Here is a 22,339-nt window from a genome sequence, read left to right on the forward strand (position 1 = left end):
GAACAGGTCACTTCGTCTCATGGGCGGCTCCGGGCATCGGTGAGCCGAGTCCCACGGGGGTTTCAGGGGAAGCCAGCACCCGGTCCAGGAGCGCGAGCATCGCGTCGCGCAGGCGCTCCATGGTGGCGGGCTCGAACAGGTCGAGGTTGAACTCCAGCTCGCCGGAGAAGCCGTCCTCGGCCTCGGACATCGACAGGGACATCTCGTAGATGGACGCCCCGCGGTCCGCGGCGGGAATGGGCAGGAGCGTCAGCCCGGGGAACTGCACCGGGTCCGAGGGCGCGTTCTGCAGGGCGAACATCACCTGGAAGAGCGGCGTCCGGTTGGGCAGGCGCTGGACGCCGATGGCATCCACCACCTGCTCGAAGGGCACTTCCTGGTGGGCGTACGCGCCCAGCGTGACGTCCCGCACGCGGCCGAGGAGCTGGCGGAACGTGGGGCCGCCGCGCAGGTCCACGCGGAGCGCCAGCCCGTTGACGAACAGGCCGATGAGGGCCTCCAGCTCGGGCATCGTGCGGTTGGCGATGGGCGAGCCGACGACGACCTCCTCCTGGTTCGCGCGGTGGCACAGCGCGGTGCCGAAGACGGACAGCAGCGCCATGAAGGGCGTCACCCGCTCCTGCTGGCAGAGCGTGTTGAGCGCGTCGGTGCGGGCCCGGCCCAGCGCCATGTGGAGCGAGGTGCCGTTGAAGGTGCGCGTCGCCGGGCGCGGCTTGTCCGTGGGGAGGTTCAGCAGCGTGGGCGCGCCGGCCAGCGCCGCCCGCCAGTAGCCCAGCCGGGCCTCCAGCTCACGGCCCTGGAGCCAGCCGCGCTGCCAGGCCGCGAAGTCCGGGTACTGCACCTTCAGCGGCGCCAGCGTCGGCGCCTTCCCGGAGGCGAAGGCTCCGTAGAAGTGCGCCACCTCACGGGCGAGGACGCCCTCGGACCAGCCGTCCGAAAGGATGTGGTGCTTGCTGAAGAGCAGCAGGTACTGGTCGTCCGCGAGCTGGAAGAGCACGCTGCGGACCAGCGGTCCCCGGACGAGGTCGAACGGCCTGCGCGCCTCCTCGCCGACGAGGCGGAACACCTCCGCCTCGGGGTCCTCATGGCCTCGCAGGTCCACCAGGGGTACCTCGAACGGGGCCGGCGGAGCCACCACCTGCACGGGGCGCCCGTCCACCTCGGTGAAGGTGGTGCGCAGCGACTCGTGGCGGTCCATCAGCGCCTGGAGCGTGGCCCGGAGCGCGTCCAGGTTCAGCGCGCCCGCGAAGCGGATGGCTCCCGGCTGGTTGTAGGCGGTGGAGGTCGGGTTCAGCTTGAAGAGCTTCCACAGCCGCTCCTGCGAGAAGGACATCAGCGGCGGCACGTCACGGGACACCCGCGTCAGCGCGGGCACCGCGGACGTGGGTGCGCCCTGGCCGCCCCGGGCTCCTTCGATGCGCCGCGCGAGGTCGGCCACGGTGGGCCCCTCGAAGAGCGCGCGCAGCGGCAGCTCCACGCCCAGCGCGTGCTGGAGGCGGGACAGCAGCTGCGTGCCGAGCAGCGAGTGGCCGCCCCGCTCGAAGAAGTCGTCGTGGATGCCCACGCGCGGCGCGCGCAGCACCTCGGCCATCAGCGCGGCCACCTGCTCCTCGACGGGCGTGCGCGGAGCCACGTGCTCGCGGCCCCGGGCGCCGGAGTCCACCACGTCCGGATGCGGCAGGGCGCGGCGGTCCAGCTTGCCGTTGCGGGTGACGGGCAGCGCGTCCAGCACCACGAAGGCCGACGGCACCATGTACTCGGGCAGCCGGTCGCGGAGGAACGCGCGCAAGTCACGGGGCTCCGGCGTCTGGCCGGGGCGCGCGGTGACGTAGGCCACCAGCGCCCTGCCCCCGGGCATGTCGTCGCGAATCACCACGGCCGCCTCACGCAGGGCCGGGTGGTGCGAGAGAACCGTCTCCACCTCGCCCGGCTCCACGCGGAAGCCGCGCAGCTTCACCTGCGCGTCGCGCCGGCCGAGGAACTGGAGCCGGCCGTCGGGCAGCCAGCGGGCCAGGTCGCCGGAGCGGTACAGCCGCGCGCCGGCCACCGGGCTGAACGGGTCGGGGATGAAGCGCTCCGCGGTGAGCTCCGGCCGCCGCAGGTAGCCCCAGGCGAGGCCGTCTCCCGCGATGTACAGCTCGCCGGGCACGCCCACCGGCACCGGCCGCAGCGCCGCGTCCAGCAGGTACACGCGCGTGTTGGCGATGGGCTTGCCGATGGAGACCGAGTGGCCCACCTCGGCCGCGTCCGTCATCACGTGGCAGCAGGTGAACGTCGTGCCCTCGGTGGGGCCATAGCCGTTCACCAGCCGCCCGCCGCGCGACAGGTGCTCGCGCACGCGCACGGGCGGCAGCACGTCACCGCCCGCGAGCACCTGCTTCACCCGCGCCACCGCCTCGGGCTGGTGGGTCATCATCTGCTCGTAGAGGGCGGCGGTGAGCCACAGCGTGGTGACGCGGTGCTGGTCCAGGAGGCGGCCCAGCTCCTCCAGCGTCGGCGAGTGGGCCGGTGCGACCACCAGTCGCGAGCCGTGCAGCAGACTGCCCCACAGCTCGAAGGTGGAGGCGTCGAAGGCCAGCGGCGCGAGCTGGAGGAAGACCTCCTCCGGTCCGAAGCGGGCGTAGTTCGTGCCCATCACCAGCCGCACCACGCCACGGTGGGGCACGCAGACGCCCTTGGGCTGGCCGGTGGAGCCGGAGGTGTACATGACGTACGCCAGGTCCGCGCTGGTGACGGCCACTCCCGGCGCGGTGTCCGGCATGGCGGCGATGCGCTCGCGGTCCGCGTCGATGAACACCACGCGCGCGTCGCGCCAGGGCAGGTGCTGCTCGGAGCCCTTCAGCGTGAGGACCCGCGCGGCGGCGGTGTCCTCCAGCATGAAGCCCAGCCGCTCGGTGGGCGCCGTCGGGTCCAGCGGCACGTACGCGGCGCCGGCCTTGAGGATGCCCAGCACCGCGATGATGGCCTCCAGCGAGCGCTCCATGCACAGGGCCACGCAATCCCCCGCGCGCACGCCCTCGCCGCGCAGGTGGTGCGCCACCTGGTTGGCGCGGCGCTCCAGTTGCGCGTAGGTGAGGGACTGATCCCCGGACTGGAGGGCCACGGCGTCCGGCGAGCGCGCGACCTGGGCCTCGAACAGGGCGTGCAGGCTCGCGTCGCGCGGGTACTCCACGGCGGTGGCGTTCCAGTCCACCAGCACGCGGCGCCGCTCCACGGTGGACTGGACGGCCAGCTCCGACAGGCGGCGCTGCGGGTAGGCGGCGGCGTTCTCCAGCAGCACGCGCCAGTGCTCCATCATCCGCTTCGCCGTGGAGGCCTCGAAGAGGTCCGACCGGTACTCCAGGGCGCCGGTGAGGCCCTGGGGCCCCTCGATCATCGTGAGGGTGAGGTCGAACTTCGCCGTGCCGCTGTCGACGTTCGCCAGCGGCTTGAGCGAGAGGCCGCGCAGGGCCAGCTCCATGGGCGGCGTGTTGAGCAGGCCCAGCGCCACCTGGAAGAACGGCGTCTGCCCCGCCTGACGCGTGGGCTGGAGCACCTCCACCAGCTTCTCGAAGGGCACGTCCTGGTGGGCGTAGGCGCCCAGCGTGACGTCCTTCACCCGGGCGAGCAGCTCGCGGAAGGTGGGGTTGCCGTCCAGGCGCGTGCGCAGGACGAGCGTGTTGACGAAGAAGCCGATGAGGCCCTCCGTGTCCGCCTGTCCGCGTCCGGCGATGGGCGCGCCCACGCTGATGTCGTCCTGCCCGGTGTACCGGGACAGCAGGGCCTGGAGTCCGGCCAGCAGGCCCATGAACAGCGTGGCGCCCTCGCGCTTGCAGAGGTTGTTGAGCGCGCGTGTCAGCTCGCGCGGCAGCTCCACGTTGATGACCGCGCCCGGGGGGACGGCGTCGGAGGTGCGCGGCCTGTCGGTGGGCAGCTCCAGCATGGGCGGCGCGCCCTCCAGCCGCTGCTTCCACCAGGCGAGCTGCGACTCCAGCACCTCGCCCTGGAGCCACTCGCGCTGCCGCACGGCGTAGTCGGCGTACTGGATGGGCAGCTCCGGCAGCGGCGACGGCTGCCCCGAGAGGAAGGCCTCGTACAGCAGGCCCACCTCGCGAACGAGCACGGAGAGAGACCAGCCGTCCGAGACGATGTGGTGCATCGTCACCAGCAGCACGTGTTCGTCATCCGCGAGCCGGAGGAGCCCCGTGCGCAGCAGCGGCCCCTTCGCGAGGTCGAACGGGCGCTGGGCCTCCTCACGCGCGAGGCGCACGGCCTCCGCTTCCCGCCCCTGCTCGGGCAGGTGCCGCAGGTCCACGACCTCCATCGCGCAGGGCATGTCGGAGTGGATGACCTGGACTGGCCGGCCCTCCCGCGCGCGGATGGTGGTGCGCAGGGACTGGTGACGGCGCACCAGCTCCGCGAAGGCCCGCTCCAGCGCGCCCACGTCGAGCGCGCCCTTCATGCGCAGCGCGGCGGGGACGTTGTAGAGCGCGCTGCCCGGCGCGTACTGGTCCACCAGCCACAGCCGGAGCTGGGCGAAGGACAGCTCTGCCTCCTGCGTGCGCACGGCGATGACTGGCGCGGGGGGCTTCTCCGCCACCGGCGGCGGCATCTTCTTCGCGGACTCCACGGCACTTCCTCCCTCGATACGGCGGGCCAGCGCGGCCACGGTCGGTGCTTCGAAGAGCGCCCTCAGCGGCAGCTCCACGCCCAGCTCGCCGCGAATGCGCGAAACGACCTGCGTGGCCAGCAGCGAGTGGCCCCCCAGGTTGAAGAAGCTGTCCGTCACGCTGACGCGCGGCAGCTTCAGGACGGCCGCGACGATGTTCGCGAGCGTCGTCTCCAGCGGTGTCCTCGGATCCACGTGCGGCGCCCCACCCCGCACGCTGTCCGCGTCCGGGGCCGGCAACATGCGACGCGCCAGCTTGCCGCTGGGCGTGAGGGGCAGTGCCTCCAGCTTCACCAGCGCGGAGGGCACCAGGTACTCGGGCAGCCGCCGCGAGAGCGACTCCCTCACGGCGTCCGGGTCCCAGGTCGCACCGGGCTGCGACACCACGTAACCGACGAGGCGCTTGTCGCCCGGCGAGTCCTCACGCACCGTGGCGGCGGCATCGCGCACGCCCGGCGCCCCGCGCAGCGCGGCTTCGACTTCACCCAGCTCGATGCGGAAGCCCCGCACCTTCACCTGACCATCCAGCCGGCCGAGGAAGCCAAGGGTGCCCTCCGCCGTCCAGCTGGCGCGGTCTCCGGTGCGGTACAGGCGCGCGCCCGGCTCGCGGGAGAACGGGTCGGGCACGAACTTCTCGGCCGTCAGCTCCGGACGCCCGGCGTAGCCGTGGGCCACCTGCACGCCGCCGATGAACAGCTCGCCCGGCACGCCGATGGCGCAGGGCTGGCCCCTCTCATCCAGCACGTACAGCCGCGTGTCCGGCAGCGGCGAGCCGATGGACGGCAGGCGCGGCCAGGACGCGGGGGCGCCCTGGAGCCGGTACGCGCTCACCACGTGCGTCTCCGACGGGCCGTACTGGTTCTCCAGCACGCACCCGGGCAGCTTCTCGAAGAAGGCCACCACGGACGGAGTCACCTGGAGCTGCTCGCCCGCCGTGACGACCTCGCGCAGCTTCTCGGGCACCGGAGCCCCGTCCGCCACCGCGTCCGCCAGCGCCTGCAGCGCGACGAACGGGAGGAACGTGCGCTCCACGCCGGTGCGCGCCATCAACTCCAGGAGCGCGGGCATGTCCTGTCGCACGGAGGCCGTGGGCATCACCAGCGTGCCGCCCGCGCACCACGTGGAGAACAGCTCCTGGAAGGACACGTCGAAGCTGAGCGAGGCGAACTGCAGGGTGACTGCGTCCGGCTTGACGGACTGCCGCAGCTGCCACGCCAGCAGGTTGGACAGCGCGCCGTGCGGCAGCGCCACGCCCTTGGGCCGGCCCGTGCTGCCGGAGGTGTAGATGACGTAGCACGTGGACGCGGGCGGAACGTCCCGCACCGGCGCCTGCGCCGGCTGGCGGGAGATGGCCCCGGCCTCGGCGTCCACGCGCAGCAGGCGCTCGGACACGGCCGGCGGCAGCACCCGCGCCACCTGCGACTGCGTGAGCACCAGGGTGGCGCCGGAGTCCTCCACCATGAAGGCCAGCCGCTCGGCGGGGTACTGCGGGTCGAGCGGCACGTAGGCGGCGCCGGCCTTGAGGATGGCCAGCACGGCCACGGCCAGCTCCAGCGAGCGCTCCATGCACACGCCGACCCGGTCGCCCGTGCGCACGCCGCGCGAGCGCAGGTGCGTGGCGAGCTGGTTGGCCCGGCGCTCCAGCTCCGCGTAGGTGAGCCGGAAGCCCTCGAACTCCACGGCGACGGCACGTGGCGTGCGCGCGGCCTGGGCGTCGAAGAGCTCATGCACGCACGCCGCGGGACGCGATTCCCCGGCGGGGGTGTTGAAGTCCACCAGCACGCGGCGCCGCTCCTCCTCGGACAGGAGGGACAGCTCGGACAGGTGGTGCTCGGGGTGCTCCAGCGCGCTGTCGAGCAGCCGCGTCAGGTGCGCCATCATCCGCTCCGCCGTGGCGGGCGCGTACAGGTCGCTGCGGTACTCCAGCTTCCCGGTGAGGCCCTCGGGCGTCTCGGACATCGTCAGGGTGAAGTCGAACTTGGCCGTGCCGCTGTCCACGTCCAGCGGCCGGAAGCGCAGGCCGGGCAGCTCCACGTCGATGGGGGGCGTGTTCAGCAGCACCAGCGCCACCTGGAAGAACGGCGTGCGGTCCGCCTGCCTCGGGGGCTGGAGCACCTCCACCAGCTTCTCGAAGGGCACGTCCTGATGGGCGTAGGCCCCGAGCGCCATCTCCTTCACGCGCCCGAGCAGCTCGCGGAAGGTGGGGTCGCCGTCCAGGCGCGTGCGCATCACCAGCGTGTTGACGAAGAAGCCGATGAGGCCCTCCGTCTCCGCCTGCCGGCGTCCGGCGATGGGGGCGCCCACGCAGATGTCGTCCTGCCCGGTGTACCGGGACAGCACGGTCTGGAAGGCGGCCAGCAGCGCCATGAACGGCGTCACGCCCTCGGCGCGGCAGAAGTCGCGCAGCCGCCGGGTCAGGCCGGAGGACAGCTCCACCTTCAGTGTGGCACCCGGGCTGTCCGAGTCCGCCGAGCGCGGCATGTCGGTGGGCAGCTCCAGCGCGGGAGGAATGCCCTCCAGCCGCTGCTTCCACCACGAGAGCTGCCGCTCCAGCACCTCACCCTGGAGCCACTCGCGCTGCCACTCCGCGTAGTCCGCGTACTGGATGGGCAGCTCCGGCAGCGGCGACGGCCGCCCCGTGGCGAAGGCCACGTACAGCGTGGCCACCTCGCGGGTGAGCACGCCGGTGGACCAGCCGTCCGACACGATGTGGTGCATCGTCATCAGCAGCAGGTGCGAGCGCTCCGAGAGCGACAGCAGCGTCGCGCGCAGCAGCGGTCCCTTCACGAGGTCGAAGGGCTTGCGGGCCTCCTCGCGCGCCAGCCGCAGCGCCTCGGCCTCGCGCGCCGCCTCGGGCAGGTGGCCGAGCGATACGACTTCCAGGCGGGAGTTCCACTCCGGGGCGATGACCTGCACCGGCCCGGCCTCGCGGGCCTGGAAGGTGGTGCGCAGGGCCTGATGGCGGCGCACCAGCTCCGCGAACGCCTGCTCCAGCGCGCGGACGTCGATGACGCCTTCCATCCGCACCGCGGTGGGGACGTTGTAGAGCGCGCTACCCGGCTGGTACTGGTCGAGGAACCAGAGCCGCTGCTGCGCGAAGGACAGCTCCGCGCTGCGGCTTCGCGCTACCAGTCGCGGCCCGCTCGTCTCGTTGCGGACGAGCGTGACGGAGGCGCCCTGGGCCGAGGAAGCGGCGGGCGCCAGCGCGTCGATGCGCTGGGCGATGGCCTCCACGGTGGTCAGGTCGAACAGTTCCTGGAGCGGCAGCTCCACCTTCATCGCGTTGCGGACGCGGGCGACGACCTGCGTGGCCAGCAGCGAGTGGCCACCCAGGGCGAAGAAGCTGTCGGTGGCGCCCACCTTCGGGACGCGGAGCACCTCGCTCCAGATGCGGGCCACCGCGCGCTCGGTGTCGGTGCGCGGCTCCACGTGGGTGTGCGGCTCGGCGTGGCGCTCCTCGAGCGCCGGCAGGGCGCGCCGGTCCACCTTGCCGCTGGCCGTCAGCGGCATCTTCTCCAGCGGGATGACCGCGGAGGGCATCATCGTCTCGGGCAGCTTCCGTTGCAGGAAGGTCCGCAGCTCCTTCGCATCCAGCCGGTGGCCGGGGTGCGGCACGGCGTAGGCCACCAGCCGCGCGCCGTTGGGGCCGTCCACGCGCACGGTGGCGGCGGACTTGTTCACCGACGGGTGCTGCGCCAGCGCGGCCTCCACTTCACCCAGCTCGATGCGCACGCCGCGCACCTTCACCTGGAAGTCGGCGCGGCCGAGGTACTCCAGCCGCCCGTCGTCGCGGTACCGGCCGCGGTCGCCGGTGCGGTACATCCGCGCGCCCGGCTCGGTGGAGAACGGGTCCGGCAGGAAGCGGTCGGCGGTGAGGTCCGGCCGGCCCATGTAGCCGCGCGCAAGACCCTCGCCCGCCACGTACACCTCTCCGCCCAGGCCCGGCGGCACCAGCCGCAGCGACGGGTCCAGCACGTACGAGCGCACGTTGGCCAGCGGCCGGCCGATGGTGATGTCGCCCGCCCGCACCTCGTCCCAGGTCGCGTCCGCGGCGACCTCCGACGAGCCGTAGATGTTGAGCATCGTGGCGTCGGGCAGCGCCGCGTGGAAGCGCCGCAGCAGGTCCTCCGGCAGCTTCTCGCCGCTGTTCATCCACCACCACAGGCGCGAGAGCCGGCCCTGGAGCCCGCCCTCCACCTCCAGCATGGCCTGGAGCAGCGAAGGCACCAGCACCAGCCGGGTGACGCCCTCGTCCGCCAGCAGCCGGACGAGCTCCGGCGCGTTGCGCACCGTGTCCTCGGGGATGAGCACGGAGGGCACGCCCGCCAGCAGCGGGCCAAACATCTCCCAGAGCGAGTCGATGAACCCGAGCGGCGCCTTGATGCAGCACACCTCTCCCGGCTGGAAGGGGTAGTCGCGCCAGCTCCACTCCATGCGGTTCACGATGCCGCGGTGATGGCCCTGCACGCCCTTGGGCACGCCGGTGGAGCCGGACGTGTAGAGCACGTACGCGAGGCTCTCCGGGTGCGTGAGGGACACCGGATTGCTCGCGGGCTGGCTGGAAATCCGTCCCGCCTCGGTGTCGAGCGCGACGATGTGCGCCTCGCTCTTCGGCAGCCGGTCCAGGTGTCGCGTCGCCGTGAGCACCACGCGGGCGCGGGCGTCGCTCATCAGGAACGAGAGCCGCTCGGGAGGATGCGACGGCTCCAGCGGGAGGAACGCGCCGCCCGCCTTGAGCACGGCCAGCACGGCCACCATCTGGTCCAGCGAACGGGACAGGCACACGCCCACCACCGTCTCCAGGCCGACGCCCAGCGAGCGCAGGTGGTGCGCGAGCTGGTTGGCGCGGCGGTTCAGCTCACCGTGCGTGAGCGACTCCGCGCCCATCTTGAAGGCCAGCGCATCGGGCGTGCGGGCAGCGCGCGCCTCGAACAGCCCGGTGATGGTGGCCTCGCGCGAGAAGTCGCGCCGCGTGTCGTTCCACTCGATGACGAGCTTGCGCCGCTCCTCCTCAGTGAGGAGGGACAGCTCGGACAGGCGGCGCTCCGGCTGCGCGACGGCCGCCTCCAGCAGGCGCTGGAGGTGGGTCACGAGGCGGGCCATGGAGGCGGCCTCGTACAGGTCGGTGGTGAACTCCAGCGTGCCGACCAGTCCTTCCGGCGTCTCGGTGATGTCGAAGGTGAGGTCGAACTTCGCCGCGAGGCTGGTCAGCGGCTGCGCGCGAATCCGCATGCCGGGCAGCGCGGCGTCCGCGGGCGGCACGTTCTGGAGCGCCACCATCACCTGGAACAGCGGCGTGCGGCGCAGGCCGCGCGGCACCTCCATCGCCTCCACGAGCTTCTCGAAGGGCACGTCCTGGTGGGCGTAGGCGCCCACGGCCATGTCCTTCACCCGGTTCAGCAGGGTGCGGAAGGACGGGTCTCCGGAGAGGTCACCCCGGATGACCAGCGTGTTGACGAAGATGCCGATGAGGTTTTCCAGCTCGGGACGGTTCCGGCCCGCGATGGGCGTGCCCACCGTGACGTCGTCCTGGCCCGCGTAGCGGCCGAGCAGCGCCTGCAGGCCGGCCACCAGCGCCATGAACAGGGTGGCGCCGTCGCGCATGGCGAGCGACTTCAGCCCCTCGGCGACGGCTCGCGGCATGCGCACCGGCACGCTGGAGCCCCGGCCCGTGGGACGCACCGGCATCGGGTGGTCCGTGGGCAGCTCCAGCACGCCGCTCGTGCCGTGCAGTGCGCGCTTCCACCAGCCGAGCAGCTCCTCCAGCGTCTTGCCCTGGAGCCGCTCGCGCTGCCAGGCCGCGTAGTCCGCGTACTGGAGGGGCATCTCCGGCAGGGGCGTGGGGATGCGCGCGCGGAAGGCCGTGTACGAGATGGCCAGCTCGCGGGCGAGCACCGCGCCGGACCAGCCGTCGGTGATGATGTGGTGGAGGATGAGCAGCAGCACGTGCTCCTCCTCGGCGAGCTGGAACAGCACGGACCGCATGAGCGGCCCGCGCGCCAGGTCGAACGGCTGGAGCACGCGCTCGCGGATGCGCTCCTGGAGCGTCTCCTCCAGGCTGGCGGCGGGAATGCCGCGCAGGTCCACGCGGTCCAGCGGCATGTCGAGCGACGGGAGGATGCGCTGCGAGGGCTCATCCGCCTCGTGGACGTAGACGGTGCGCAGCACCTCGTGGCGGCGCACCAGCTCCTTCAGCCCGTGCTCCACCGCGGCGACGTCCAGCGGCCCGCTCATGCGCAGCGCGACGGGCGAGTTGTAGGCCACGTTGTTCGGCTCGAGCCGAGCGAGGAACCAGAGCCGCTGCTGCGCGAAGGACAGCGGCAGCGGGCGGTTCCGGGGCGCGCGAGGAATCACGTCGCCCGTGATGGCCCGGGGCTCCGGACGCGCGGGGGGCGCCGGAGGACGGGGCGCGGGAGCCGGGAGGCTCGGCGAGGGTTCGGCGCGAGGCGGGCGCGGCCGGGCCGTGGGGGTGAGCACCTCCACGGTGCCATCCACGCGGTAGCGGGCGGGAGTGCCGGTGCCGAACAGCCGGACCGCCGCGTCCTCGGGCGAGGACCGGAGCCGGGTCCGCGCCAGCTCGGGCGCCTTCCAGAAGCCCAGCGGCACGGCGTCACCGCCGAGGAACAGCTCGCCCACCACGCCCACGGGGGCATGGGCTCCCGCCGCATCCAGCACGAAGCGGGAGGCGTGGGGCGCGACCTCGCGGCCCTCGGGGAGCACGGGGACGGGCGCCACGACTCGCGCGGAGGTGGCGGCCTTCAGGCCCGTGGTCAGGTCCACCGGCAGCCCGTCGGCCTCGTCGAGCACCAGGGTGCGGACCGGCGCGAGCACCGTGGCGGCATCCGGCATCCTCGCGAGCGACCGCGCGAGCGCGGCGGTGCAGCGCAGGTGCTGGGGCGCGGCGGCGCGCAGCTGCTCCACGAGGGTCTGCTCGGTGACCTCGAACTCCAGCGGCGTGGAGGTGGCCGGCTCGGACACGGACTGGCTGTTGCGGCGCAGCACGTCCAGGTGCCGCAGGCTCTCCATCGCGACCTCGTGCGGGAGGCCGAAGTCCACGAGGCAGGCCACCTCGTCCACGTCCGCCTGGCGCAGCTGCTCGATGCGAGCGGCGAGCGTCTCCGGCGTGCCGAAGAGGCCACCGGCGTCCAGGTAGCGCGTGACGCCCTGCTCCAGCAGGACCTCCATGTCGCGAGGCGTGAGGCTGCTCGGGTCGAAGCCCAGGCCCTGGCTGGCCACCAGTCCGTGGAACAGCTCCACGGAGCTGCGGAAGTAGCGGATGAGCGGCTCGCGGGCCTGACGCTTCACCTCGTCCTGGGTGCTGGCCACGAAGGTGTGCAGCATCAGCACCACGTGGCCACGGTCGTGCCCGGCCTTGCGGCGGGCCTCGCGGTACAGGGCAATCTTGCGCGTCAGCTCCTCGAAGTCCTGGCCCAGGCCCAGCACGTTGGTGAGCAGGCCCGCGCCCAGCTCTCCGGCCATCCGGAAGGTCTCGGGGTTGAAGGCGGCCGTGAGCCAGATGGGCAGCTCGGCCTGCACCGGCCTCGGGCGGATGGAGATGTCCACCTCGCTGCCCTGGCCGTTGGTGCGGCGCACGCTGCCGCCGCGCCACAAGGCGCGCACTTCCTCGACTCCGCGCCGGATGGCCTCGGGCCGCTGGCGGAAGTTGTCCCGGGCGAAGACGAAGTCGTTGACGTTCCAGCCCGCGGCGAAGGACACGCCCGCGCGGCCGTTGGAGAGGTTGTCGACGACGGACCAGTCCTCCGCCACGCGGATGGGGTCATGCAGCGGCAGCACGACGCTGCCGGCGCGGATGGCCACGCGCTCGGTCACCATGGCCAGCGCGGAGCTGGTGGCGATGGGGTTCGGGTACGGCCCGCCGAAGGCGTGGAAGTGCCGCTCGGGCGTCCACACCGCGCTGAAGCCGTGCGCGTCGGCGAACTTCGCGCCCTCGATGAGGAGCTTGTACTTCTCCCTGCCGGACGCCTCCGCGTCGTTGGCGAAGTAGAAGAGGCTGAAGTCCAGCGGCTTGCGGGTGCTCTTCGCCCGCGCGCGCGACGACACGCCGTGGGTGGCGGTCTTCGTGGGGAAGGCCACCGTGAGTCCACGCGAGAGCGCCCACAGCAGCTCCAGGTCCGCCGGATCGGCGGAGGCCTCGGGGGCACTGAGCCACGTCTCCCCTGCCCTCGCCTCCACGCGTGAGTCGAGCGCGGCGAAGCGGTGGACGAGGTTGCGGTGGCTGAGCATCACCCGTGCGCGGTGGTTGCCCTCACCGTGCGGCACGAGGCAGGCCAGCGCGTCCGCTTCCACGGCGGGCAACGGGACGGCGCGCGGCTCCAGCGTGGCCGCGGCGTGCAGCCCATCGGACAACGACAGCGTGAGGCCCTTCGGCTCCGCTCCGTGGGCAGGAGGCGCGGACACGACGCCCGCCTCGCCGGAGAGCGAAAGGCGGATGACCCGCGTCGCGGCCATGCCAGAAGGCAGCGACACCGACGCGGAGGTGATGAGCAGCGGCGCCGCTCCATCCTCCGACAGCGCGGTCAGGCCATTCAGCTCCTCGGGCGCGACGAGCGCATACGCACCACCCGACGCGAGCACGCCCCACAGCGCCACGGCCCGCTCGGGCGAAGGCTCCAGGCACACGGCCACCGGGACACCCGGGCCGACACCCCGGGCACGCAGCGCGGCGGCCAGCGTCAGCGCCTGCGCGCGCGCGTCCCGCCAGCTCAGCCGCTGTTCGCCCGTCCGCAGCGCCACCGCGTCCGGGGTCCGCTCGGCCTGGGCCGTCAGCAAGGCCGTGACGGCAACCGCCCCGGTCGTCTCCACCCTGGGCGCGGGCGCACGTTCCACGGCGCGCGTCAGCGACAGGCGCGACAGCGGCTTCTCTGGCGACACCATCGCGTCCGCCAGCAGCGCCTCCAGCTGCGAGAGCATCCGCCGGATGGTCGAGGCGTCGAAGAGGTCGACGGCGAACTCCAGGATGCCGGAGAAGCCGTGCTCGTCCTCGCGCATCAGCACCGTCATGTCCGCCAGCGCGGTGCCGTACTGCGCGGGCAGCTCGGTGACGTCGATGTAGCTCAGCCGCAGCCCCGGGAAGTCCAGGATGGGCGCGGACACGCCCTGCGCGTGCAGCAGGAACACCGCGTCGAAGAGCCGCGAGTACTTCACCTCGTCCCCGGGCTCCAGCTCGCCGAGGAGCTGCTCGTAGGGCACGTCCGGATTCGCGAACGCCGACAGCGTGGTGTCACGCACGCGCAGCGCCAGCTCGCGGAAGCCGGGGTCGCCCTCCAGGTTGGTGCGCAGGGCGAGCGCGTGGGCCACGTAGCCGATCTGCGGCTCCAGCTCCGGCCGCGTCCGGTTGCCAATGGACGTGCCGATGACGATGTCGTCCTGCCCCGAGCAGCGGGCGAACAGCGCCTTGAGGCCCGCGAGCAGCGTCATGTACGCCGTGAGGTTCTCGCGCTTGCCGAAGGCATTGAGGTCGGCGCTCAGCTCGCGCGAGAGCGCGAACGACAGGCGCTCACCCCGGCGGCGGGCGCCCGGAACACGGGGCCGGTCCAGCGGCAGCGGCAGCGGACCCGGGCGCCGCGCGAGCCGCTGACGCCAGTACGCCTGCTGCGTCGCCAGCGTGCCATCCACGAGCGCCTTGCGCTGCCACGCCGCGAAGTCGATGTACTGGATGGGCAGCTCCGGCAGAGGCACGGAGATGCCGTGGACGTAGCCCGTGTAGAGGGCCATCGCCTCCCGGATGAAGTTCACCAGGGACAGCGTGTCCGCCACGATGTGGTGGATGGTGAGGAGCAGCACGTGCTCCGTCTCCGCCAGCCGCAGCAGGTGCACGCGCACCAGCGGCCCCTGGTCGAGGACGAAGGGCTCCGCGGGGTCCAGGCGGGCCCGGCGCATCACCTCCGCCTCGAGGTCGCCCGCGAAGGAGCGCAGGTCCACCACGGGGAGCGAGATGCGCACCTCGGGCAGGATGCGCTGCACCGCCCTGCCCTCCACCTGCTGGAAGACGATGCGCAGCGACTCGTGCCGGCGGATGACCTCGTTGAAGCCGCGCTCCAGCGCGGCGACCTGGAGCGGACCGGAGATGCGGACCGCCAGCGGCTCGTTGAAGATGGAGCTGCCCGGCTCCTGGAGCTCCAGGTCCCAGACGCGCGCCTGCACGTAGGACATCGGCAGGTCGCCGGTGCGCGGAATGGGCACCATCGTCCCCGGCGCGGCCTGACGGGCGGGCGCCTCCACGCCGAGCCGCGCCTCGATGCGCGCGGCGAGGCTGGACACCGTGGGCGCCTCGAACAGGTCGCTCAGCGGGACCTGGACCTGGAAGGTGTCACGCAGCCGCGTCAGCAACTGCGCCGCCATCAGCGAGTTGCCACCCAGCGCGAGGAAGTTGTCGTCCGGGCCAATCTCCGTGATGCCCAGTCGCTCGCGCCACAGCTCCACCAGCTTCTGCTCGATGTGGCTCCGGGACGTGGCGACGGTCGCCGCCGCGGGCAGGGCGGGAGCGGCGGGGCTCGGGGTCACCGTGGGGGACGCGGCGGAGGCAGGCGCCGCCACGGCTTCCGTGGAGAGCGCACGCATCTCCACGGCGAAGCGCTTCTCCTCGAAGGCATAGCCCGGCAGCGAGATGCGGCGGCGCTGCTCCAGGGCGAAGAAGCCCTCCCAGTCCACCGGGGCGCCCGCGCACCACAGCGCGCCCAGGGATTCGAGCAGGGTCTGCTCGTCCGAGGTGGAGGTGCCACTCCGGCGGAGCGAGGGCACCACCATCGCCTGACGCTCCGTGCGCAGGCGGGGCCGCACCAGGCCGGTGAGGTTGTGGTCCGGGCCAGCCTCGATGAACCAGCCGCAGCCCGCCTGCACGAGCGCCTCCAGGCCCGTGGCGAAGCGGACGGGCTCGCGCATCTGACGCGCCCAGTAGCGCGGCGACGTTGCTTCCTCGGGGCGAATCCACGTGCCCGTGAGGCTGGACACGTACGGGAGCGTGGGGGCCTTCAGCGTCATCCCCGCCACGGCCCGCTCCAGCTCGGGCATCAGCGGCTCCACCGCGCGCGAATGGAAGGCATGCGCCGTCGGCAGCCGCAGCACGCCCGCGCCGCTGCTGGCCAGGGTGCGCTCCAGCGCCTCCAGCGCCTCGCGAGGACCGGACACCACGCAGCGCTCGTGGCCATTGAGCGCGGCGAGGTCCAGCTCCTCCGTCATCAGGGGCATCACCTCTTCGGCGGGCAGGCCCACCGCGAGCATGCCGCCGGGCGGCAGCCGCGACATCAGCTCGCCGCGGACGACGGCCAGCCGCAGCGCGTCCTCCAGGGACAGCACGCCAGCCAGGCACGCGGCGGCGTACTCGCCGAAGCTGTGCCCCAGCAGGGCCGCGGGTTTGAAGCCGAAGCCCATCCACATCCGCGCCAGGGCGTACTCCACCGCCAGCAGCGCGGGCAGCGCGAAGCGCGGCTCGGCGAGCTTCGCCTCCGCCTGGGCCTCCATCCCCTGCTCGGGGAAGAGCACCGGACGCAGGTCCTCCGTCAGCCCGGCGCCCGGCAGCAGCGCGAGGCACGCGTCCAGCTCGCGCTGGAACAGCGGCTCGGTGGCGTAGAGCCCCTGGGCCATGCGGACGGACTGCGCGCCCTGGCCCGGGAAGAGGAAGGCCACGCGGGCAGCGCGGGCCGCCTCCAGGTCCTTGATTTCGGAAGGCTTCGCCAGCTTGCGCAGGTCGCGCACGAGCCCGGCCGCGTCCCGGGCAATCACCGCACGGCGGAGCTCGAAGGCCTTGCGTCCCATCGCGCGGGTGAAGGCGAGGTCCGCGAGGTCCACCTCCGGGTGGGCCTCCACGTACGTGGCCAACTCCAGCGCCATCGCGTCGAGCGCGGAGGCGCTGCGCGCGGAGAGCGTGACGAGCTGCCGGGTGCGCCGGCTGCCCTGCCCCTTCGCCTGGGGCGGCGCCTCCTCCAGCACCACGTGCGCGTTGGTGCCGCCGATGCCGAAGGAGCTGACGCCGGCCCGCCTCGGGCCCTCACCGCGCTCCCAGGGGCGCAGCGCCGTGTTGACGAAGAAGGGGCTCTTCGCGAAGTCGATTTCGGGGTTGGGCTTGTCGAAGTGGAGGCTCGGCGGCAGCTCCCCGTGGTGCAGCGCGAGCGCCGCCTTGATGAGGCCGGCGATGCCCGCCGCCGTGTCCAGGTGCCCGATGTTCGTCTTCACCGAGCCGATGGCGCAGTAGCCCGTGCGGTCCGTGTGGGCACGGTACGCGCGGGTCAGCGCGGCAATCTCTATCGGGTCGCCGAGCGGCGTGCCGGTGCCGTGCGCTTCGACGTAGCCGATGCTGGCCGCGTCCACGCTGGCCGAGGCCAGCGCGCGGGAGATGACCTCGCGCTGTCCCTGCACGCTGGGCGCGGTGTAGCTGACCTTGGCGGCCGCGTCGTTGTTGAGCGCGGAGCCCTTGATGACCGCGTAGACGTGGTCGCCATCGCGCAGGGCGTCCGAGAGCCGCTTCAGCGCCACGACGCCCAGGCCGCTGCCGGGCACGGTTCCGCGGGCACGCGCGTCGAAGGCGCGGCAGTGCCCGTCCGGAGAGAGAATCATTCCCTCCTGGAAGAGGTAGCCACTGCGCTGCGGCAGGGAGACCTTCACCGCGCCGGCCAGCGCCAGGTCGGACTGGCGCGTGCGCAGGCTCTGGCAGGCCAGGTGCACGGCCACGAGGCCCGTGGAGCACGCCGTGTAGACGTTGAGGCTCTCACCGGCGAGCTTCAGCTTGTACGCCGTCTTCGTCGCGACGTTCTCGCCCGTGGTGGTGCCCAGCGCCTCGAACAGCGACGCCGGGTCCCGCTGGGCCTGGCCCAGCAGCGACATCATGTGCACGCCCGAGGTGCCCGCGCCCGCGTGGAGCGAGATGAGCCCGCGGAAGCGCTCCGGGTCGTAGCCGGCATCCTCCAGCGCATTCCACGCGCACTGGAGGAACAGCCGCTGCTGCGGGTCCATCCAGTTCGCCTCGCGCGGGGAGACCTCGAAGAAGCCCGCGTCGAAGTTCTCGGCGCCTTCCAGCACGCCGCCCGCGGGGACGAAGTCCGGGTGGCTCCGCAGCGAGTCCGGGAACAGCGGCGACGGCTCCAGCTCCACCGGCGTGAAGCGGGAGATGGACTCCACGCCCTCGCGCAGGTTCCGCCAGAAGGTCCGCACGTCCGGCGCGCCGGGGAAGCGCCCCGCCATGCCGATGATGGCGATGTCCTGCGACTCCCCTCCCTCGGACGCGCGAGGCTCCGGCCGCTGGGGCTCGGGGGCGGAGGTGGACTCCCGCTCCAGCCGCGCGGCCAGCGCGTGCACGGTGGGGTGCTCGAAGAAGTGGGTGACGGGGACTTCCCGGCCCAGCGCCTCACGCAGCTGGGTGCTGACCTTCACCACCAGCAGCGAGCTGCCGCCGAGGTCGTCGAAGAAGTGGTCGTGCAGCCCCACGCGAGGAACCTGGAGCGCCCGCGCCCACACGTCGGCGATGCGCCGCTCCAGCTCCGAGCGGGCCTCCACGAAGGCGCTCTCCCGCGCCGGCCGCGCGGACTCGGGAGCAGGCAGGGCCTGACGGTCCACCTTGCCGCCCGGGGTGAGCGGCAGCGCGTCCAGCATCACGAAGGCGGAGGGCACCAACACCTCGGGGAGCCGCTCCTTGAGGGCGCGCCGGAGCGTCGCCGCCTCCATCACCTCCTGGGTGACCGCATACGCGACGAGCCGCGGCTCGCCCGCGTCCTCGCGCAGCACCACCACGGCCTGACGCACGCCGGGGCACTGCGCCAGCGCGGCCTCCACTTCGCCCAGCTCCACGCGCACGCCGCGCACCTTCACCTGCGCGTCGCGACGGCCGAGGAACTCCAGCCGCCCATCCGCCAGCGAGCGCACCCGATCTCCGGTGCGATACAGGCGCTCTCCGGGCGTCGTGGCGAACGGGTCGGGCACGAAGCGCTCGGCGGTGAGCGCGGGGCGGTGCAGATAGCCGCGCGCCAGTCCGGGGCTGCCCACGTACAGCTCGCCCGGCACGCCCGGCGGCACCGGCTCCATCCGCTCGTCGAGGACGTACACGCGGGCCCCGGCGATGGCGCGGCCGATGGACGGCCGGCGCGGATCCACGTCTGTCTCCAGGGTGGCGCAGACCGTGGCCTCGGTGGGGCCATAGCCGTTGAGGAAGCGGCGTCCGGGCTTCCAGCGCGCGGCCAGCTCCGGCGTGCAGGCCTCGCCCGCGGAGACCACGACCTCCAGCGCGGGCAGCGCCTCGGGAGCGAGCGGCGCCAGCACGGTGGGCGTCGCGGTGATGACGGTGATGCGCTTCTCCGCGAGCACCTGCTGCAGCGGAGGGCCGGGCAGCAACGACTCCGGAGGCGCGAAGCAGAGCTCCGCACCGGAGCAGAGCGCGGGAAAGATTTCCCAGACGGACGCATCGAAGCCGATGGCCGCGAGCTGCAACACCCTGCTGCCCGGACGCAGTCCGAGCGCTTCCCGGGCAACGAGGAGGGTGTTCCCCAGACCGCGGTGTTGCAGCAGTGTCCCCTTGGGCGTGCCGGTGGAGCCCGAGGTGAAGATGACGTAGGCGAGGTGCGCCGGCGTGACGCCCACCGCAGGCGCCGTCCGAGGCTGGCGCTCCAGCGCGGCGGCGTCCGCGTCCACGAGGACGAGCATCTCGCCGTGCGAGGGCAACGAGTCCGCGAGCGCCTCACGCGTGACGAGCACGGGCACGCGGGCCTCGCGCAGCATCAGCTCCAGCCGGGCGGCCGGGTATGCGGTGTCCAGCGGGAGGAAGGCGCCTCCGGCCTTGAGCACACCGAGCAGCGCCACCGCCAACTCCGTCGAGCGCTCCAGGTGCACGCCCACCACGACGTCGGGCCCCACGCCCAACGAGCGCAGGTGCCACGCCAGCTGGTTGGCGCGAGCATCCAGCTCCCGGTACGTCAGCGTGCGCTCGCCAAAGGAGACGGCCGGCGCCTCCGGCGTGCGGTGCACCTGCTCCTCGAACAGGTGGTGCGCGCATGCGTCCGGCGTGGCGGGCGCGGTGTGGCTCCACTCGCTCAGCGCGCGGTGGCGCTCCAGCTCCGAGAGCAGGGTCAGCTCGCCAATACGACGCTCGGGCGCGGAAGCGGCCTCCGCCAGGAGGGTGCCGAGCTGCTCCAGCATGCGGCCGACGGTGTCCTCATCGAAGAGGTCGGTGGCGTACTCGCACAGCAGCTCCAGGCCACTGCCGGTGTCGGTGGCCGACAGGGTGAGGTCGAGCTTGGTGGCGCCGGTATCGCCCAGGGCGCTCTCCAGGGAGAGGCCCGGCAACCGCAGCGGCGCGGGCGTGGCGTCCTGCAGCACCAGCTTCACCTGGAAAACGGGCGCGTGGGCGAGGCTGCGCTCGGGGTTGAGGCCGCGCACCAGCTCGTCGAAGGGAAGTTCCTGGTGCGCCCAGGCCTCCAGCGCCAGCGGGTGCAGCCGGGCCAGCAACTGCCGGAAGGACGGCGCGCCGGAGAGGTCTCCACGCAGGGGCAGCTGGTTGACGAAGAGGCCGATGAGGCCGGCGGTCTCCGGACGGTGACGGCTGGCGGTGTCCACGCCCACCACCACGTCGTCCTGACCCGTGTAGCGGTGCAGCAGCACCTGGAAGCCGGCCAGCAACGCGACGAAGGGCGTGGTGCCCTCGGCCTGGGCCAGCGCCTTCACCCGCTCCCAGGGAGTACGGGCCACGCGCCGCAGCACGTGCGCGCCCCGGTACGACTGCACCTTCGGGCGCGGACGGTCGATGGGCAGCTCCAGCACCGGAGGCGCTCCGGCCAGGTGCTGGCGCCACCAGCCCAGCAGCGACTCCAGCCGCTCGCCGCGCAGCCACTGGCGCTGCCAGGCCGCGTAGTCGGCGTACTGGAGGGGCAGCGCGTCCAGCTCCGGCGCGCGGCCGGTGCAGAAGCCCTCGTACAGCTCGGCCAGCTCGCGCACCAGCACGCGCATGGACCAGCCGTCGGCGATGATGTGGTGCAGCGTCAGCAGCAGCACGTGCCGCTGCTCGCCCAGCCGCAGCAGCGTGGCGCGCACCAGCGGCCCTCGGGCCAGGTCGAACGGTCGGCGCGCTTCCTCGCGCGTCAGGCGAAGGGCTTCGACTTCACGGGCCTGCTCGGGGAGGCCTTGCAGCTCCACCTGCGCGAGGGTGAGCGACAGCGCATCCTGGATGCGCTGCACCGGCTCTCCGCGCTCCTCGGCGAACGTGGTGCGCAGCGCCTCGTGACGCCGCACCAGGGCCTGGAGGCTGCGTTCCAGGGCGGCCGCATCCAGCCGGCCTTCGAGCCGCGAGACGACGGGCACGTTGTAGAAGGCGCTGCCCGGCTCCATGCGGTCGAGGAACCACAGCCGCTGCTGGGCGAAGGACAGCGGCAGCGCGCTGCTGCGCGGTGCGTGGGGAATGGGAGCCAGCACGCCCGCGGCCGTGCGCCGGGAGGCAATCTCCCGAGCCAGCTCCGAGATGCTCGCGCCACCCAGCAGCAGCTCCGCGGGCAGCGCGACGCCAAGCTCCTTCTCCAGCGCGTGCGTCAGCTCCACCGCCGCGAGCGAGTCCAGACCGAAGCGCGTCAGCGGTGCCGACGCATCCAGCGTCTCCACACGCGCACCCAGCCGGGCCGCCACGCGCGCCAGCACGCGCGCTTCCAGCTCCGCCTGCGCTGTCGCGGAAACGGAAGCACCGACGCCCGGCGCCGGATGCTCCGCATGGGCCGCTCGCGGCTTCTCGTCCGGTCCGGTCAGCGCCGCTTGGGGCTCCTCGTTCGACTCCGCGCCCGTGCGCTCCGCGTACTCCGCCATCGCCGCGGCGATGGACGCCTCGGGCTCGGCGGTCGTGGCGGTGAGCCCGGTCTTCGCGGTGGGCTCGACCGGAGCCGAGGCGCGCCAGGCGTACACCTCGCGCAGCTCCCCGATGAGGAAGGACGCGCGGCAGGCATAGCGCTGGATCTTCCCGCTGGACGTCTTCGGCAGGCTGCCCGGCTGGATGAGCACGAGCGCGTACGGCATCACCTCGTGCCCTTCCGCCAGCCGCTGGCGAATCGCTCCCGCGACCTCCTCCAGGCTGGTGGTCACCTTGCGCGTGTCCACCTCCTGCACCACCACCAGCCGCTCCTCGCGCTCCACCTCGACGCTGAAGGCGGCGCCGCACCCGGGCCGCAGCGCCGGGTGGCTGCCCTCCACCGTCAGCTCCAGGTCGTGCGGGTAGAGGTTGCGGCCCCGCAGGATGAGCACCTCCTTGCGCCGCCCCGTCACGTACAGCTCGCCACCCTCGAGGAAGCCCAGGTCCCCCGTGCGCAGGAAGGGGCCATCGCCGAGGTCCGTGTGCGCCGCGAAGACGCTCTGCGACTCGTACTGCCGCTGCCAGTACCCGCTGGCCACGCTGGGGCCGCCCACCCAGATTTCACCCACCTCGCCCGGCGCGCACACCCGCAGCGACTCGGGCTCCACCACCACGATGCGCTGTCCCGGCAGCGAGCCTCCGCACCCCACCAGCGTGCGCACCGTCTCGCGCGGCGATTCCGCGCTCCCCTTCTCCAGCGCGCCGGCATCCACCTGGCGCAGCCGCGGCGGCCCGCCCTTCTCTCCGCCGGAGACGATGAGCGTCGCCTCCGCCAGCCCGTAGCACGGGTAGAAGGCCTCGCGCCGGAAGCCCCAGGGGGCAAAGGCCTCCGTGAAGCGCTCCAGCGTCTCGGCGCGAAT

General features: G+C 73.0%; 1 protein-coding gene. It reads right to left on the reverse strand.

Translation table 11 applies throughout. The features are described from left to right. Window positions 1–7: 7 nt before the first annotated feature. On the reverse strand, window positions 8–22,339 hold the full coding sequence (locus HG543_RS15355) for a type I polyketide synthase (protein ID WP_343073363.1): 22,332 nt from the start codon (window positions 22,337–22,339) through the stop codon (window positions 8–10).

This window comes from Pyxidicoccus fallax, from assembly GCF_012933655.1.
GTDB lineage: Bacteria > Myxococcota > Myxococcia > Myxococcales > Myxococcaceae > Myxococcus > Myxococcus fallax.